This is a genomic window from Oleiagrimonas soli, from assembly GCF_000761445.1.
In the GTDB taxonomy this organism is placed as follows: domain Bacteria; phylum Pseudomonadota; class Gammaproteobacteria; order Xanthomonadales; family Rhodanobacteraceae; genus Oleiagrimonas; species Oleiagrimonas soli.
Genome location: NZ_KN196470.1, coordinates 1968888 through 1984777, shown reverse-complemented (window position 1 = coordinate 1984777; position 15890 = coordinate 1968888). Strand labels below are relative to the sequence as shown.

Below are 15890 nucleotides of genomic sequence, written 5' to 3'. Positions count from 1 at the left end.
GACGCGGCGGGCCGCCGCGTCGGCCGCGCGTCGGCGTATCGTCGCGGATACGGTCGAAGGCGGTCAGTTCGCGTGCTTCACCCTGGTAGTTGCCGGTCCAGGCGCGCGGCGTGGTTTTGCCTTCGGGGTGGTATTCCTTGACGTGACGGCTGGCGCGGCGCTGATGCAGCACCGGGCTGAGCGTCAGCGTCGGTTGCGGCGCGCCCAGGCCGACATGGGTGCGCAGTTCCTGCACGGCCTTGTCGTCGAGCGTGTCGCAATCGCCGCGGCGCAGACCGCGCGGCAGTTCCACGTTGCCGTAGCGGATGCGCTTGAGGCGGCTGACCAGGAAGCCCTGCGAATCCCACAAACGGCGTACCTCGCGGTTGCGGCCTTCGCGGATCACCACGCGGAACCAGCTGTGGCTTCCGCCGCGGCTGATCACCGCGATGTCGTCGAAGTGCGCCGGGCCGTCGTCGAGTGCGACGCCGGCCTTGAGCTTCTCCAGCGTCTCGTCGGGCACTTCGCCGTGCACGCGGCACAGATACTCGCGCTCGACGCCGCTGCTGGGGTGCATCAGCGCGTTGGCCAGCTCGCCATCGGTGGTCAGCAGCAGCAGGCCGGTGGTGTTGATGTCCAGGCGACCGACGGCGACCCAGCGCGCACCCTTCAGGCGCGGCAGCTGCTCGAACACGGTCGGGCGGCCTTCCGGATCTTCGCGCGTGGTCAGCACGCCTTCGGGCTTGTTGTAGATCAACACTTCGGCGTCGCTGCGGGTGTCGGTCGACACCACGTACTGCTTGCTGTCGAGCACGATGCGGTCGCCCGAGCGCACGCTGGCGCCGATGCTGGCCGGCTCGCCGTTCAGCTGCACCTCGCCCTGCTGGATACGCTGCTCGAGCATGCGGCGCGAGCCGAGTCCGGCATTGGCGAGCACCTTATGCAGGCGCTCGTTGAGGTTGGAGGACGCGGCATCGCTGCTGCCGCGCTTGAGGGTGAGTAGGGTACGGCCTTGCGCGCTCATGCGCGGTTCTCCTCGGTGTCTTCATCGGCGGAGACGGTGTCGTCGTCGTCCGCATGGGCCTGCGCCTCGTCGGCGGTGGCTTGGGGTTCGGGGTGGTGATCGCCCGCCTGCACGGCATCCGCGTCGGCGGATGCATCGGCGGCGGTATCGGCAGTGTCGTCGTGTTCGGTATCGGCGGCGCCGTCGGTTTCGTCCGGAGCGGCGTTTGCTTCGGCGCGCTCCTGCGCTTCCTCGTCGGCCTGATCGGGCAGGGCGGCGTGCGCGGTGGCGGCCCGGTCTTCGTCCTTGTCGCCGTCCAGGTCGAGCTGCGGATCGAAGTCTTCCATGTCGCGGATCTCGGCCAGCGAGGGCAGTTGGTCCAGCGACTTGAGATTGAAGTAGTCCAGGAAGTCGCGCGTCGTGCCGTACAGACCCGGGCGGCCGGGCACGTCGCGATGACCGACCACGCGGATCCATTCGCGCTCTTCCAGCGTCTTGATGATGCTGGAGGACACGGCCACGCCGCGCACCGCCTCGATCTCGCCGCGCGTGATCGGTTGGCGATAGGCGATCAGCGCCAGGGTCTCGAGCAGGGCGCGCGAGTAGCGGCTCGGTCGCTCGGCCCACATCTTGGCGACCCAGCTGTAGACGTCCTGGCGGACCTGGTAGCGGTAGCCGGAAGCGACCTCCACCAGCTCGACGCCGCGACCTTCGCACTCTTCGTGCAGCGCTTCCAGCGCCTTGCCGATGTCGCCGTTGGCGATGTTCTCTTCCTCGTCGAACAGGGCGCTGAGGCGGGCGATCGACATGGGCATGGTCGAAGCCAGCAAAGCGGCTTCAAGAATGTTCTTCAGTTGCTTGAATTCCATGAATTTACTCGTCGGAACTCTGGGCCGAGCCGGCCTTCAGGTAGATGGGCGCCAGCGGCGCGTCCTGCATGATCTGGATCAGGCTTTCCTTGGCCAGTTCGAGGATGGCCAGGAAGCTGACGACCACGCCGAGTCGTCCCTCGCTAGGGTCGAACAGGCTTTCGAAGCGGTGGAACGCGCCGTCGCCGAGACGCGAGAGCAGGTCGCCCATGCGTTGACGCACGCTCAGCGGTTCGCGTTCGATGTTGTGGCTGCCGAAAAGTTCGGCGCGGTGCATCACGTCCTTCAGCGCCAGCAGCAGTTCGCGCATCTCGACCGGCGGCGGCATGCGGATGACGTTCTGTTCGGTGACGTGTGCGTGCGCGGTGCTGAAGTCGCGCTCCATGCGCGGCAGTTCGTCGATGTCCTCGGCGGCCTGCTTGAACTGCTCGTACTCCTGCAGGCGGCGCACCAGTTCGGCGCGCGGGTCTTCCTCGGCGCCTTCCTCGACCGGCGGTCGCGGCAGCAGCAGACGCGACTTGATCTCGGCCAGGATCGCGGCCATCAGCAGGTACTCGGCCGCCAGTTCCAGCCGCATGACATCGCGCATCATCTCGATGTACTGCATGTACTGCAGCGTGATCTCGGCGATCGGGATGTCGAGGATGTCGATGTTCTGGCGGCGGATCAGGTACAGCAGCAGATCCAGCGGGCCCTCGAAGGCTTCCAGGATCACTTCCAGCGCGTCCGGCGGGATGTACAGATCCTGCGGCATTTCCAGCACCGGTTGACCGTGCACCAGCGCCAGCGGCATTTCCTGCTGCTGGGGGACGGCCGTGAACGGCTGCTGCGGCGGCGCGAGCGCCGGGTCGGCTTGGGCTGGCTGGTTGGTCATCAGGGTGCTTGAACCCTTGGCAGTCCGGCAGTGCCGGTTCGTTGCATGAACCTGCCCGGGAATGGCAGGGCATCGCGTGTCTGTCAGAACGGCGCACGCCCGACGCGGGCGTCGTGCCTGGGGCGCCAGGCGGTGCGGTACATGTCTGTCGTCGGTCCCTTGTGCGGGCCGTCGCAGCGAGCGTGTCTCGCGAGACGGCGGCAACCGCAAGTGGGTGGGTCTGCGCACTCGACAGCGTGCCCGCGCATTCGTTGCGGCGAACGCTGCGCGACAAGCCCGTATGCTGCGAAAAACGTGTGGACCGCGCTCGGGCTGCCTGTGCGTGCCTCGATGCGGAATCCATGTCCCACCCGTGGTGGCTAGAGTATAGCCTGCCCAGGCGCAAGTCCAGTACTCTCTGGGGTGCGCAAACGCGGTTGACGCCCAGGGGCCAACGCTGACCCGGAGGGGCTTCGATGTGGCCTGTGTGGCATGCTCGACACGGAATGCTTGACCTTGTTGCGCGACTTTTTCGTGATGCAGTTCTCATTATTTGTGCAAGATCAGCGCATGATCGTCGTAGACGCGTGTTGTGAGCGATGAGTGGCTCGGTTGTTGCTTGTGCATCCGTGCCGACATCGCCCTGCGCAGTTCGGCGCAACGTTCGGATGTTCGATGAAGGGCTTGGGATGACTGATAACATCAACAACGGTATGGATGCTCAGGGACGCCGCGTTCGCCACGCACGCATGCGCATCGAAACCACGGTCCTGCTGAACCGGGGGACCGAGTCGTTTCCCACCGAACTGGAGGATATTTCGGCCACCGGCGTGCGTTTGCGCAAGCCCGCGCACTGGAACGGGGAAGTCGGGCAGACCTGGGTCGTGGACATGATCTTCGGCAGCAACCTGCATATCCATGTCGACGCGCGGGTCATGCGCATCTCGCCGCACTGGATCGGTCTGGAATATTCCCACATTCCCGAAAACAAGCAGGAAACCCTGTGGAGCCTGCTCGGCGGCTATGCCGACAAGCTCGAACCCTGGGAAGAAGAGAACGTCTGATTCGTCGGAAGCCGCGCTCGCCGCGTGAAGTCAGCGCGGCCAGGGCGTGCCGTCGCGATGGCGGTACACGTCGTCCGCGGCGTCGATGACCATGTCGATGTCCGAGTAGGTGCAGACGTCGCGCGTGCTGCGCGAGCCGACTTCCAGGCATACCGCCATGTTCGGCGAACGATTGCTCAATTGGTGACCGTCGGCCTTGCCCTTCGGGAACGCGGCGCAGTCGCCGGCCCGAAGCACGGTCTCGCCGGCCTCGGTGCGCAGCACGACTTCCCCCTGCAGCACCCACACGAACTCGTCTTCGTCGCTGTGCCAGTGACGCTGGCTGGAACTGACGCCGGGCGGCAGCTGCAACAGGTTGACGCCGAAATCCGTCAGTCCGCCGGCCTCGCCCAGGCGCTGCCGCAGCCGTTCCGTGCAGATCGCGTCGTGCGGCGGCGGATAGGAGGAGCCGCGGCGGGCGGGAATGCGATCGAGGTCGAGCTTGGGCATGGCCGTTCTCAGGAAGCGGGTTGGCTCTCGCGCAGTTCGCGACGCAGAATCTTACCGACGTTGCTTTTCGGCAGTTCGTCGCGGAACTCGATGAACTTGGGTCGCTTGTAGCCGGTCAGCTCGTCGTGGCAGAACTGCTTCAGCGCTTCCTCGGTGAGGTTCGGGTCCTTCTTCACCACGAACAGCTTGACCACTTCGCCGGAGTGCTCGTCCGGCACGCCCACGGCGGCGACTTCGGCCACGCCCGGGTGGTCCATGACCACGTCCTCGACCTCGTTCGGATACACGTTGAAGCCGGACACCAGAATCATGTCCTTCTTGCGATCGACGATGTAGACGTAACCGTTCTCGTCCATCTTGGCGATGTCGCCGGTATGCAGCCAGCCGCTGGGTTCGACCACCTTGGCGGTTTCCTGCGGGCGCTGCCAGTAACCCTGCATGACCTGCGGGCCCTTCACCATCAGCTCGCCGACTTCGTTGAACGGCAGGCGTTCTCCTTCGTCGGACCAGATCTGCACGTCGGTGGACGGGATGGGCAGGCCGATGGAGCCGTTGTACTCGGCAAGGTCGAGCGGATTGATGCAGACGGCCGGCGAGGTCTCGGTCAGGCCGTAGGCCTCGGCCAGCGTGCAACCGGTGACCTTCTTCCAGCGCTCGGCCACCGCGCGCTGCACCGCCATGCCGCCGCCCAGGGTCAGGTGCAGGCGGGAGAAATCCAGGTCCCCGAAACCGGGGGTGTTGAGCAGGCCGTTGAACAGCGTGTTGACGCCGGTCAGCGCGGTGAAGTGGACCTTGCCCAGTTCCTTGACGAAGCCGGGCATGTCGCGCGGGTTGGTGATCAGCACGTTGAGGCCGCCCAGGCGCATGAACACCAGGCCGTTCGCCGTTAGCGAGAAGATGTGATACAGCGGCAGCGCGGTGATGATGACTTCCTCGCCCGGCGTCGCCTGATCGCCGATCCAGGCGCTGGCCTGGAGCATGTTGGCGATCATGTTGCCGTGGCTGAGCATCGCGCCCTTGGCGACGCCGGTGGTGCCGCCCGTGTACTGCAGGAAGGCGAGGTCGTCGTGCGCCAGTTCCACGCGGTCGAAGCGACCGTCGCCGCCGCGCGAGAGGGCATCGCGGAAGCGCACGGCGCCATCGATGTGGTAGTCGGGCACCATCTTCTTCACGTGCTTGAGCACAAAGTTGATCAGCGCGCCCTTGGCCAATCCGAGCATGTCGCCGATGCCGGTGGTGACGACGTGCTTGATCTCGGTCTCGGCGACGACCTTCTGCAGCGTCGCGGCGAAGTTGTCCAGCACCACGATGGCGGCGGCGCCGGAATCCTCCAGCTGATGCTTGAGTTCGCGCGCCGTGTACATCGGGTTGGTGTTGACCACGGTCAGGCCGGCGCGCAGCGCGCCGAACAGGGCAATCGGATATTGCAGCACGTTGGGCAGCATGATGGCGATGCGGTCGCCTTTGCCCAGGCCGAGGTCGTTCTGCAGGTAGGCGGCGAACTGCGCGCTGAGGCGGTCGATGTCGCCGTAGCTCAGTTCGCGGCCGAAGTTGGTGAAGGCGGGACGGTGGCGGAAGCGCTCGAAAGCTTCCTCGATCACGGCGACAACGGACGTGTACAGTTGGACGTCGATGGTTTCCGGTACGCCAGCCGGGTAATGGGCCAGCCAGGGACGTTGTTCACTCATGATGCCATGCAACCCCTTTCGTAATGGACGCCGGTTTCGTGCGCGCCGGTCGGACAATGCAAACGATCGTTTGCATTGGAGCATAGGCCCCTGTGGGCGGCAACCCACTGGGCGGGATAGACGGGGTGGCGTGCTGCGTGCAATCGGCTTCGCGTGGCTGGTCTGCGCGGCGCTGGCCGGACTGTCGGGGTGTCATCGCAGCCCGCCCGAACAACAGGTGCGCAAGGCCATCGAGCAGGCGGCGGAAGCCGCGCGGTCGCGCGACGCCGGCGCGCTGGACGACCTGCTGACGGCGGACTTCACGATGCCCGACAGTGCGCTCGACCGTGCGCGGCTGCTGGCGCTGCTGCGCGTGGCGCGGTTGCGCAACGAAAAGGTGTCGGTGCTGCTGGGGCCGATCGACATCGAGACGCGCGGCGAGCGCATCGTTGCGCGTTTCACGGTGACGCTGGGCGGCGGCGGACGCCTGATTCCGCAACGGCTGGGCGTGTATCGGGTGGAGAGCGCATGGCGGCGCGAGGGTGGCGACTGGCGTTGCTACCACGCGCAGTGGGAGCGCACGCTGTAGTCGGAAAAGTCCGGACCCGACGCGGCGCACGAGATGGCGTCGCGCCGGGTCCGGGGCATGGCTTCAGCGCAGCAGCACGTCACCGCTGCCGGTGCTGATATGTCCGCGACCGCTGCCGGCGCCGACCTCGGCGCGGAACGAGCGACGGCCCGATTCGACATGGCTCAGCCCGCTCCAGTCGACATCGATGTCGGAACCGCTGATGTCCAGACGCACGGCCGGCGGCGTGCCGGTCTTCAGCGTGATGTCGCCCGAACCGCTGCGCAGGGTGAAGTCCTGCATGGCCGAGAGATCGCCGGACAGGCCGATATCGCCGGAGCCGGCATCCACGCGCACCTTGGTAACCTTCGACAAATCGCTGAGCTTGACGTCGCCGGAGCCGGTTTCGACCTTGAGGTCGCCGCCCAGCTGATCCAGCGTCACGTCACCGGAACCGGTATGCAGTTCGACGTTGCGGCCGCCGAGATGACCGCCGTTGATGTCGCCCGAGCCGGTGTGCACCTCGGTGCTGCCGTCGATGCGGTTGAGTTGCAGGTCGCCGGAACCGGTATGCGCCTCGATATCGCCGCGCACGTCGGCGATCTGCATGTCGCCGCTGCCGGAATGGGTCTTCAGTGCGCCGGTCAGGTCGGTCACGGCCATGTCGCCGGAAGCGGACTTCAGTTCGAGATCGTTGCGCAGGTGTTCGGCATCGATCCGACCGACGCGGTTGTCGACCAGGACCTTGGCGCCGGCGGGCAGGGCGATGTCGAGATCGACATGCAGCGGCACGCCGTCGTCGGAGCCCTGGTACACCTTGACGCGCGTGTCCTGGTAATCGAACGACGACGAGGAATGGCCGCCGCCGATGTGGAAGCCGAGCACCTTGATGCCGCGATCCTGGTCATCGGTCGGATGGGTCGGAATGTAGTGGTAGCGGTCGTGCTGCTGGACCGGGTAGTCCACGTGCACCAGTACGGTGTCGGACTGCGTGCTGACGTTCAGTCGGATGGTGTCGGCCAGCGCGCGGGCGGCCGCCATGTCGCTGCCGCCGGCGACCACGGTGGCGGTGATCTGCGCCTGCGCGCCCTGACCGGCATGAATGGCCACGTGGCCGGCCAGATTTTCGACCTGCAGGCTGCTGCCGGTCGGCACGCTCACGGCGCGTTCGAGTTTCTTGGTGAAGGTCTGTGCGGGCGCGGCCAGCGCGTGGGCGGCCGCGCCGCTCAGTACGAGGGCGGCGAGCAGGCCGGAAAACAGGCGGGGGTGTCCCATGGCGATCTCCTCTTACGCTGCGGGAAATATCTCGGTTGTTGTACTGCCAGGGGACGACCGGATCGCAGTGCGAAAGGTCATGCTCGGGCGGTCACCGGACAAAAAGAAACCGCCGGCCCGTAGGCCGACGGTTGCTTGGATGCAGCGGAGCGGAAAAGGGTTTAAGCCGCTTTCTTCTTGGCCGCCAGGTCGCGCAGCACGTACTGCAGGATGCCGCCGTGACGGTAGAAGTCGCGCTCCTTCGGCGTCAGTAGCATGACGCGGACGGTGAAGGTCTTCTCGCCGTTGTCGCCCTTGGCGACGACCTTGGCTTCCTTCGCGTTGGCGTCGTCCAGACCGGTGATCTCGAAGGTTTCGGTGCCGGTCAGACCCAGGCTCTTGGCGCTGTCGCCGTCCTTGAACTGCAGCGGCAGCACGCCCATGCCGACCAGGTTCGAGCGATGGATGCGCTCGAAGCTCTCGGCGATGACCGCCTTCACGCCCAGCAGCAGCGTGCCCTTGGCCGCCCAGTCGCGCGACGAGCCGGTGCCGTATTCCTTGCCGGCCAGCACGATCAGCGGGGTGTTCTCTTCCTTGTACTTCATGGCCGCGTCGTACATGGCCATCTGCTCGCCGCTCGGCACGTGCTTGGTGTAGCCGCCCTCGACGCCGTCCAGCATCTGGTTCTTGATGCGGATGTTGGCGAAGGTACCGCGCACCATGACGTCATCGTTGCCGCGACGCGAGCCGTAGGAGTTGAACTGCGCCGGCTGCACGCCGCGCTCCATCAGATAACGACCGGCCGGGCTGTCCTTCTTGATCGCGCCGGCGGGCGAAATGTGGTCGGTGGTGATCGAGTCGCCGAACAGGCCCAGGCAGCGTGCGCCGTGGATGTCCTCGACCTTCTCCACCTCCATCGTCATGCCCTCGAAGTAGGGCGGGTTCTTGATGTAGGTCGAAGCGTCGTCCCAGGCGTACTGCTTGCCGTCCGGCGACTGGATGGCGTTCCAGCGCTCGTCGCCCTTGAACACGTCGGCGTAGCTCTTGGTGAACATCTCGGCGGTGACCGAGCTGGCGATCAGATCGCTGATCTCCTTGTTGGTCGGCCAGATGTCCTTCAGGAACACGTCGTTGCCGTCCTGGTCCTGGCCGATCGGGTCCTTGTCCAGTTCGATGTCCAGCGTGCCGGCGAGGGCGTAGGCGACCACCAGCGGCGGCGAGGCCAGGTAGTTCATCTTCACCTCGGGATGCACTCGGCCCTCGAAGTTGCGGTTGCCCGACAGCACCGAGGCGACGGCGAGGTCGCCCTGGTTGATGCCCTGGCTGATCTCGGCCGGCAGCGGGCCGGAGTTGCCGATGCAGGTGGTGCAGCCGTAGCCGACCAGGTAGAAGCCGACCTTCTCCAGTTCCTTCATCAGGCCGGTGACTTCCAGGTAGTCGGTGACGACCTTGGAACCCGGGCCGAGCGAGGGCTTGACCCACGGCTTGGCGGTCAGGCCCTTGGCGGCGGCCTTCTTGGCGACCAGGCCCGCGCCCAGCATGACGGCCGGGTTGGAGGTGTTGGTGCACGAAGTGATGGCGGCGATGACGACCGCGCCGTCCTTCAGCTCGAAGTGCTTGCCGTCCTTCTCGATCGTGACGGAACCCTCGGTCATGGCGCTGGCCGGGTTGCCGACGGCGGTGTCGCCGCCCTCGTTGGCGAAGCGCTCGGCGTCGCCGTTCTTCGGCTTGCGGCTGGCGGTCAGCGGGCCGACGACGTCGTTGTAGTTCTTCTTCACGTCGGTCAGCAGCACGCGGTCCTGCGGACGTTTCGGGCCGGCCATGGACGGCTTGACCTCGCCCATGTCCAGCTCCAGCGTGGCGGTGAACTCGGCGTGCGGGGTGTTGGCGTCGTGCCACAGGCCCTGCGCCTTGGCGTAGGCTTCGACCAGCGCGATCTGGTCGTCGCTGCGACCGGACAGGCGCATGTAGTTCAGGGCCTCGGCATCGACCGGGAAGATGCCGCAGGTCGCGCCGTACTCGGGCGCCATGTTGGCGATGGTGGCACGGTCGGCCAGCGGCAGATGCGCCAGGCCTTCGCCGAAGAATTCGACGAACTTGCCGACCACGCCGTGCTTGCGCAGCATCTGGGTGACGGTCAGCACCAGATCGGTCGCGGTGGCGCCTTCCGGCAGCTTGCCGGTCAGCTTGAAGCCGACCACCTGCGGAATCAGCATCGACGACGGCTGGCCCAGCATCGCGGCCTCGGCCTCGATGCCGCCCACGCCCCAGCCCAGCACGCCCAGGCCGTTGATCATGGTGGTGTGCGAGTCGGTGCCGAACACGGTGTCCGGGTAGGCCCACAGCTGGCCGTCGATCTTCTGACCCATGACCACGCGGGCCAGGTGCTCCAGGTTCACCTGATGCACGATGCCGGTGCGCGGCGGCACGACCTTGAAGTTGTCCAGCGCCTTCTGGCCCCAGCGCAGGAAGCTGTAGCGCTCCTGGTTGCGCTCGAACTCGATCTTCACGTTCTCGTCGATGGCGCTCTCGCTGCCGAACTTGTCGACCTGCACGGAGTGATCGATGACCAGCTCGGCCGGCGACAGCGGGTTGATCAGCTCGGGATCGCCGCCGAGGTTCTTCATGGCGTCGCGCATGGCGGCCAGATCGACCACGCAGGGCACGCCGGTGAAGTCCTGCAGCACCACGCGAGCCGGGGTGAAGGCGATCTCGGTGTCCGGCTCCTTCTTCGCGTCCCACTGCGCGACCGCTTCGATTTCCTTGGCGGTGACGTTGGCGCCGTCCTCGTTGCGCAGCAGATTCTCGAGCAGGATCTTCATCGAGTAGGGCAGGCGCTTGAGGTCGAAGCGCTCGCCCAGCTTGGCGAGGCTGGCGTAGGCGTACGACGTGCCGTTGACGTCGAGTGTGTCGCGGGTCGAGAAGGAATCGTTCATAACTGCTCCTGGCGTGAATCGGCTGCGGGTTTCCGGCACGCGATGCGCGGCCGGCGACCGGAAAAGACCTCAATTATCGCGCAAAACCTGTGAACGGCGCGAATACGAGCGCGTTCGCATCGTCGTCGACGGCGTGGATGGTCGTGCAGGATGGCGGCGGCGGGCTACAATGTCGTGACTGCGCGGACGCTCGGCGAAGCTTGCGGATCGCGGCAAGCATGCGGCGGATCGGCGCGCCGCACAAACGGATTCGTTGGCATGCAGCATGCGAAGATTTCGATGGCCCTTTCGGCGGTGTCGCTGCGCGATCTCGCGCTGGTGCAGGCGGTCGCGCGCGAAGGCAGTTTCGCGCGGGCCTCGGCGCGCATGCACATCAGTCCGTCGGGGTTGTCGCACCAGATCCAGAAGGTCGAGCAGGCGCTGGACGTCACGCTGTTCGAGCGCGGCAGCCGCAACACGCTGCTGACCACGACGGGACACCGATTGCTGGTGCAGATCGACGCGATTCTGCATGCGGCCGAGGACCTCGAACGCGCGGCGCTGGACGGCGCGGCGGCCTTCGGCGGCGAATTGCGGCTGGGCGTGCCGGCCTCGCTCGGGCCGTACCTGCTGCCGCATCTGATCGAGCCATTTCCGCAGCGTTTCCCGGGCGCGCGTCTGGCGCTGTCCGAGGGCAAGCTGCGCGGTCTGCTGCGTCGTCTGCAGGAAGGCGAGCTGGATGCCGTGCTGGCTCCGCCGACGAGTGCAGGCCATCGCGGCCTGACGTCCAGTGCATTGTTTTTCGAGCCCTACGAACTGTTGCTCAACGCGGCACATCCGCTGGCCGAGCGCGCATCCATCGCGCTGCACGAACTGGATGCGGAGCAGGCCACGTTGATGGCCGAAGCGCACGACGCGGAGATGCAGGACGCTCTCGGCGCGCGCGGCGCGAACAGCGACGAGGGGCAGATTCAGGACGTCAGCCTGGAGAGTCTGGCGACGCTGGTCGTGCTGCGCGGCGGCTACACGCTGGTGCCGCTGCTGGCGCATGCGCGGCTGGCTTCGATTCCGCGTCTGACGCTGGCGCGCATCGACGGCGACGTGCCCGGACGCGACGTCCGGCTCTACTGGCGTCAGGCGTCGCCGTGGCAGTCGGATCTGGAAGCTTTCGGCGACCTGATCCGCGCACTGGCCGCCACGTTGCCCGGGCTGCGGGTGCGCGACGAGCGCGATACGTGAGTCAGCGGTTGTCGGGATCGGCGAGCGCGTGGCGCAACGGATCGAGCGCGCTGCCGTAGCGTTCGGCGCGCGCGGTATCGCGCTGCAGCGGCTGACGAACCTGCGCGGCGCTGGCGGTACGCACGCTGCGACGAACCTTGTGGAAGTGCAGGCAGGCGTCGTCGAACGGCAGGCCGCAGGCGTCGAGGAGGGCGCGAATCTGCGTGTCCGGATCGGCCAGCAGGTCCTCGTAGCACTGCAGCACGACGCGCTCGGGTTCACGTGCGCGCCAGGCGTCCATGCTGCGTTCGTAGTCGCGCAGGTAGGCGGCGAGATCGTGCAGATCGTTGCTGAAGTGCGGCAGGCGGTAGAACTGCTGCTTGAAGCACGACCAGCCGGTTTCCAGCGCGTCGCGTCGCGCATCGATGACGATGGCGCCCGGCAGCATCGCGCGCAGCAGGCCGGTGTACAGCCAATTCTCCGGCATCTTGTCGGTATGCCGGGGTCGTTCACTGCGCCAGCGCGCGGTGCGTTGCAGGTAGTCGTGGCCCAGACGCGCCCAGTCGTCCGCATCGGCTTCGCCGAGCCAGGCCGGAAAGGGCTTTTTGCGACGCGCGGTTTCGGCGGCGAGCACGACGCCGAGATCGGGCAGCTCGCTGGCACCCTCGACCTGCGGATGCGCGGCGAGCATCTGCTCGACCAGGGTGGATCCGGCGCGCGGCATGCCGACGATGAAGATCGCTTCGCGGCCGCGTTCGGTGTCGCCGTCGCCGGCAAGTCGCGCGTCCTGCGCCGCCACGGCCTCGACCAGGCGATGGAAGGCGTCGCGGTTCCAGGCTGCCAGCGACTGCGATTCGCGATTGGCGCGCGCGATGGCATCGAAGGCTTCGGCGTGACGGCCGCGGTCTTCGTGCAGCTTGCCCAGCGCATGGCGCATGGCGATACGGTCCGGCGGCCGCGCCGCGGGATGTTCGAGCGCTTCTTGCAAACGCGCCGCATCGTCCTCGCTCAGCGGGCGCGTCTTCATGTTGGACAGTCCGCGCCAGGCGTCGCCGTTGGCCGGATGCAGCTTCAGTGCGGCGCGGTAGCTGGCGTCGGCTTCGTCGAAGCGGCCCAGGTGCACCAGGGCGTCGCCCAGCAGCACGTGTGCTGGCAGCATGTCGGGCGCCAGGCGCACCGCTTCGCGCAGGGCGTCGACGGCTTCGCCGGTGATGCCTTCCTGCTGCAGGTTGCGGCCGAGATTGAACCAGCCCAGGGCGAAGTCCGGACGCAGGCGACAGGCTTCGCGCCAGTGCTCGAAGGCTTCGGACTTGCGTTCCAGTCCGTACAGGGCCGAAGCCATGTCGCTCAGCGCGGCCGTGTCGTCGGGTCGCTGTTGCAGCGTTTGTTCGAGGAATCTGGCCGCTTCCGCGAAGCGCTGCTGGCGATTGCGCAGGATGCCGAACAGGCGCAGCGCCTCCGGGTGGTCGGGCGTGCCCGCGAGCACCGCCGTCAGCAGCTGTTCGGCGCGGGCCGGTGCGCCGTCGCGGATGGCGCGGGCCGCGGCATGCATGTGCGGAAGGGCGCTTGCAGGCAGGCCCCGCATGCGTGGGTCCTGGTCGGGCGGGGTAGCGGCGCCTGTCATTCCCTGCCTGCGGCCGCCGCGCTCAGCGCGGCAGTTCCCAGATGCGGAAGCCGCCGTCGAAGGCGTTGCCGTTCTCGCCGCGCAGCACGCCGTCCGGCAGGTCCTTCAGATGGCGCACGTTGCCGCCGCCCAGCATCACGTAGTCCGGCATGAAGGCGTTGCGCATGACCCGGATCAGTTCCAGCACGTTTTCGGCCCAGGCGTCCTTGTTCTCGTTGTAGAACTTGTCGCTGACGTAGTGCTCGTAGGTGTGTTCGCGCCAGGGCATGTGCGACAGCTCGGTCGGCTGCAGCACGCCGTCGATGATCAGTGCCGAACCGAGTCCGGTACCGAGGCCCAGGAACAGCATGCGGCCGCCCTGATAGCTGCCCAGCGCCTGCATCGCGGCGTCGTTGACCACGCGCACCGGGCAGTTGAAAGCGCGGCGGAAATCGAAGTCCTTCCAGCCCTTGCCGAGGTTGATCGGGTCGGTGCGCAGACGGCCCTGAATCACCGGCGCCGGCACGCCGAGGGTGACGGCGTCGTAGCGCCAGTCCTCGATCAGCGGCAGCAGCTTGTCCATCATGTCCTGCGGCGTCAGGTTCGGACCGGACTTGAAGCGACGCATCTCGTCACGGTCGGAGATGCGTATCTTGACGTGCGTGCCGCCGATGTCGAGCACCAGTACCGTCGGCGTGCCGAGCCCATCGCTGACGGTCTGCGCGCGCGCCTTGCGGTACCAGCGGATGGCGTGGTTGGTGGAAGCATCGTGCGCCAGGCGCTTGCGTGGCGACTCGATTTCCTCGGCCACCTTCTTGGCCAGCACCTTGCCCAGTTCCACGCCCCATTGGTCGAACGGATTGATGTCCCAGATCGCGGCCTGCACGAACACGCTGTGCTCGTACAACGCCACCAGCGCGCCCAGCGTGGCCGGGGTCAGGCGCTGCGCGGTCAGCAGACTGGACGGGCGGTTGCCCTCGAACACCTTGTGCGGCGCCAGCGAGGCCGGCACGCCCTCGTCGCGCACTTCCTTCAGCGTCTTGCCGAAGGCCAGCGCCTCGGCCTGGGCTATGACGTTGGCCAGCAACAGATCGTGATGGCGACCGCTGGGATTGAGCGACTGGCCGAAGGCGATGAAGTCGCACGGAATCAGGCGCGTGCCCTGATGGATCAGCTGATAGAACGAATGCTGGCCGTTGGTGCCGGGTTCGCCCCAGAACACCGGGCCGGTAGCGACGTCCACGGCCTTGCCGCCGCGCGTGACGCGCTTGCCGTTGGACTCCATGGTCAGCTGCTGCAGGTAGGCCGGAAAGCGTTTCAGATACTGCTCGTAGGGCAGCACCGCCACGGTCTCGGCGCCGAAGAAGTCGGTGTACCAGACGCTGAGCAGGCCCATGATCGCCGGCAGGTTCTCTTCCAGCGGCGCGTTGCGGAAATGCTCGTCCATGGCGTGGAAGCCGTCGAGCATCTCGCCGAAGGCGCGCGGGCCGATGGCGATCATGGTGGACAGGCCGATGGCCGAATCCATCGAGTAGCGCCCGCCGACCCAGTCCTCGAAACCGAAGGTGTGCATGGCCGGGATGCCGAACTTGCGCACCGCTTCGCGGTTGGTCGACAGCGCCACGAAATGCTTCTTCACCGCCTGCTTGCTGCCGGCCGCGGCCAGCAGCCAGTCGCGCGCGGTGTGCGCGTTGGTCATCGTCTCCAGCGTGGTGAAGGTCTTGGAGGCGACGATGAATAGCGTTTCTTCCGGCTCCAGGTCGCGCACCGCTTCGGCGAAGTCGGTGTGGTCGACGTTGGACACGAAACGCATGCGCAGCGTGCGGTCGCTGTAGTGGCGCAGCGCCTCGTAGGCCATCACCGGACCGAGGTCGGAGCCGCCGATGCCGATGTTGACGATGTTGCGGATGCGCTTGCCGCTGAAGCCGATCAGGTCGCCGTTGCGCACCGCGTCGGCGAACACCGCCATGCGGTCGAGGGTGGCGTGCACGCCGGGCACGACGTTCTCGCCGTCGCACTCGATCACGCTGCCGGCCGGCGCGCGCAGGGCGATGTGCAGGGCCGCGCGATGTTCGGTGTTGTTGACCTTGTCGCCGGCGAACATGGCGTCGCGGCGCGCCTCCAGCTTGCACTCGCGCGCCAGCGCGAACAGATGCTGCATGGTGGCGTGGCTGACGCGGTGTTTGGAGTAGTCCAGTCGCCAGCCGGCGGCTTCGGCGCTGAAGTGCTTGGCGCGGTCGGCATCGCGGGCGAACAGGTCACGCAGACGACGCTTGCGCATGCTCTCGTAATGGCGTTCAAGGGCCTGCCAGGCGTCTTTGCTGCGTAACGTGCTCATGGGTCTCCAGGGGAATCGTGCGTTTTGCGGGGATACAAGAGGACAAAAATGCGACAGAACGGCCCCGGGA

The 15890-nt window shown here is 66.7% G+C and carries 12 protein-coding genes; 3 read left to right on the top strand and 9 right to left on the bottom strand.

Annotation, left to right across the window (positions count from 1 at the left end; all coding sequences use genetic code 11):
- The 3 genes from LF63_RS08660 to LF63_RS08650 form a co-directional block, all read right to left on the bottom strand.
- Positions 1-1003, bottom strand: a 1003-nt coding sequence (locus LF63_RS08660) for a pseudouridine synthase (RefSeq protein WP_043103509.1), incomplete at its 3' end; no start/stop codon positions are given.
- Positions 1000-1851 carry an SMC-Scp complex subunit ScpB gene (gene scpB / locus LF63_RS08655; RefSeq protein ID WP_043101050.1) on the bottom strand — a complete coding sequence of 284 codons (852 nt, stop codon included), beginning with the start codon at positions 1849-1851 and terminating at the stop codon, positions 1000-1002. The genes LF63_RS08660 and scpB, both read right to left, overlap by 4 nt.
- Before the next feature lie 4 nt (positions 1852-1855).
- Positions 1856-2725, bottom strand: coding sequence for a segregation and condensation protein A (locus LF63_RS08650; protein WP_052394869.1), 870 nt, complete (start codon positions 2723-2725; stop codon positions 1856-1858).
- A gap of 647 nt (positions 2726-3372) precedes the next feature.
- Here LF63_RS08650 and LF63_RS08645 point away from each other — a divergent pair.
- The gene (locus tag LF63_RS08645; RefSeq protein ID WP_338047239.1) at positions 3373-3768 is read left to right on the top strand and encodes a PilZ domain-containing protein; all 396 of its coding nucleotides are present in this window, start codon (positions 3373-3375) and stop codon (positions 3766-3768) included.
- A gap of 30 nt (positions 3769-3798) precedes the next feature.
- Here the strand turns inward: LF63_RS08645 and LF63_RS08640 are convergent, their stop codons facing one another.
- Positions 3799-4257, bottom strand: coding sequence for a cupin domain-containing protein (locus tag LF63_RS08640; protein WP_043101048.1), 459 nt, complete (start codon positions 4255-4257; stop codon positions 3799-3801).
- 8 nt (positions 4258-4265) lie between these two features.
- Positions 4266-5945 carry an AMP-binding protein gene (locus LF63_RS08635; RefSeq protein WP_043103506.1) on the bottom strand — a complete coding sequence of 560 codons (1680 nt, stop codon included), beginning with the start codon at positions 5943-5945 and terminating at the stop codon, positions 4266-4268.
- Positions 5946-6075: 130 nt separating this feature from the next.
- On the opposite strand from LF63_RS08635, the gene LF63_RS08630 reads away from it, so the two are divergent.
- A complete protein-coding gene (locus tag LF63_RS08630; RefSeq protein WP_235205293.1) occupies positions 6076-6513 on the top strand; it encodes a nuclear transport factor 2 family protein in 438 nt (145 codons plus the stop codon).
- 63 nt (positions 6514-6576) lie between these two features.
- On the opposite strand, the gene LF63_RS08625 is transcribed toward LF63_RS08630, so the two are convergent.
- On the bottom strand, positions 6577-7767 hold the full coding sequence (locus LF63_RS08625; RefSeq protein WP_043101047.1) for a DUF4097 family beta strand repeat-containing protein: 1191 nt from the start codon (positions 7765-7767) through the stop codon (positions 6577-6579).
- Between the two features lie 161 nt (positions 7768-7928).
- Positions 7929-10682, bottom strand: a complete 2754-nt coding sequence (gene acnA, locus LF63_RS08620) for an aconitate hydratase AcnA (protein WP_043101046.1) — start codon at positions 10680-10682, stop codon at positions 7929-7931.
- A gap of 258 nt (positions 10683-10940) precedes the next feature.
- Here acnA and LF63_RS08615 point away from each other — a divergent pair, with 258 nt between their 5' ends.
- A complete protein-coding gene (locus LF63_RS08615) occupies positions 10941-11900 on the top strand; it encodes a LysR family transcriptional regulator (protein ID WP_043101045.1) in 960 nt (319 codons plus the stop codon).
- A gap of 1 nt (position 11901) precedes the next feature.
- Here LF63_RS08615 and LF63_RS08610 read toward each other — a convergent pair whose 3' ends face one another.
- Together LF63_RS08610 and pgi are read right to left on the bottom strand one after the other, a co-directional pair.
- Positions 11902-13464 (bottom strand): tetratricopeptide repeat-containing sulfotransferase family protein, encoded by a 1563-nt coding sequence (locus tag LF63_RS08610; RefSeq protein WP_081945158.1) that lies wholly within the window; start codon positions 13462-13464, stop codon positions 11902-11904.
- Positions 13465-13525: 61 nt separating this feature from the next.
- On the bottom strand, positions 13526-15820 hold the full coding sequence (pgi, locus tag LF63_RS08605; protein WP_043101043.1) for a glucose-6-phosphate isomerase: 2295 nt from the start codon (positions 15818-15820) through the stop codon (positions 13526-13528).
- Positions 15821-15890 lie beyond the last annotated feature (70 nt).

What these genes read in the sequence shown, in the direction of transcription:
- acnA (WP_043101046.1), bottom strand. Translation starts at nt 10,682, where the DNA reads ATGAACGATTCCTTCTCGACCCGCGACACACTCGACGTCAACGGCACG.
- LF63_RS08615 (WP_043101045.1), top strand. Translation starts at nt 10,941, where the DNA reads ATGCAGCATGCGAAGATTTCGATGGCCCTTTCGGCGGTGTCGCTGCGC.
- LF63_RS08650 (WP_052394869.1), bottom strand. Translation starts at nt 2,725, where the DNA reads ATGACCAACCAGCCAGCCCAAGCCGACCCGGCGCTCGCGCCGCCGCAG.
- LF63_RS08645 (WP_338047239.1), top strand. Translation starts at nt 3,373, where the DNA reads ATGTTCGATGAAGGGCTTGGGATGACTGATAACATCAACAACGGTATG.
- LF63_RS08635 (WP_043103506.1), bottom strand. Translation starts at nt 5,945, where the DNA reads ATGAGTGAACAACGTCCCTGGCTGGCCCATTACCCGGCTGGCGTACCG.
- scpB (WP_043101050.1), bottom strand. Translation starts at nt 1,851, where the DNA reads ATGGAATTCAAGCAACTGAAGAACATTCTTGAAGCCGCTTTGCTGGCT.
- pgi (WP_043101043.1), bottom strand. Translation starts at nt 15,820, where the DNA reads ATGAGCACGTTACGCAGCAAAGACGCCTGGCAGGCCCTTGAACGCCAT.
- LF63_RS08610 (WP_081945158.1), bottom strand. Translation starts at nt 13,464, where the DNA reads ATGCGGGGCCTGCCTGCAAGCGCCCTTCCGCACATGCATGCCGCGGCC.
- LF63_RS08640 (WP_043101048.1), bottom strand. Translation starts at nt 4,257, where the DNA reads ATGCCCAAGCTCGACCTCGATCGCATTCCCGCCCGCCGCGGCTCCTCC.
- LF63_RS08625 (WP_043101047.1), bottom strand. Translation starts at nt 7,767, where the DNA reads ATGGGACACCCCCGCCTGTTTTCCGGCCTGCTCGCCGCCCTCGTACTG.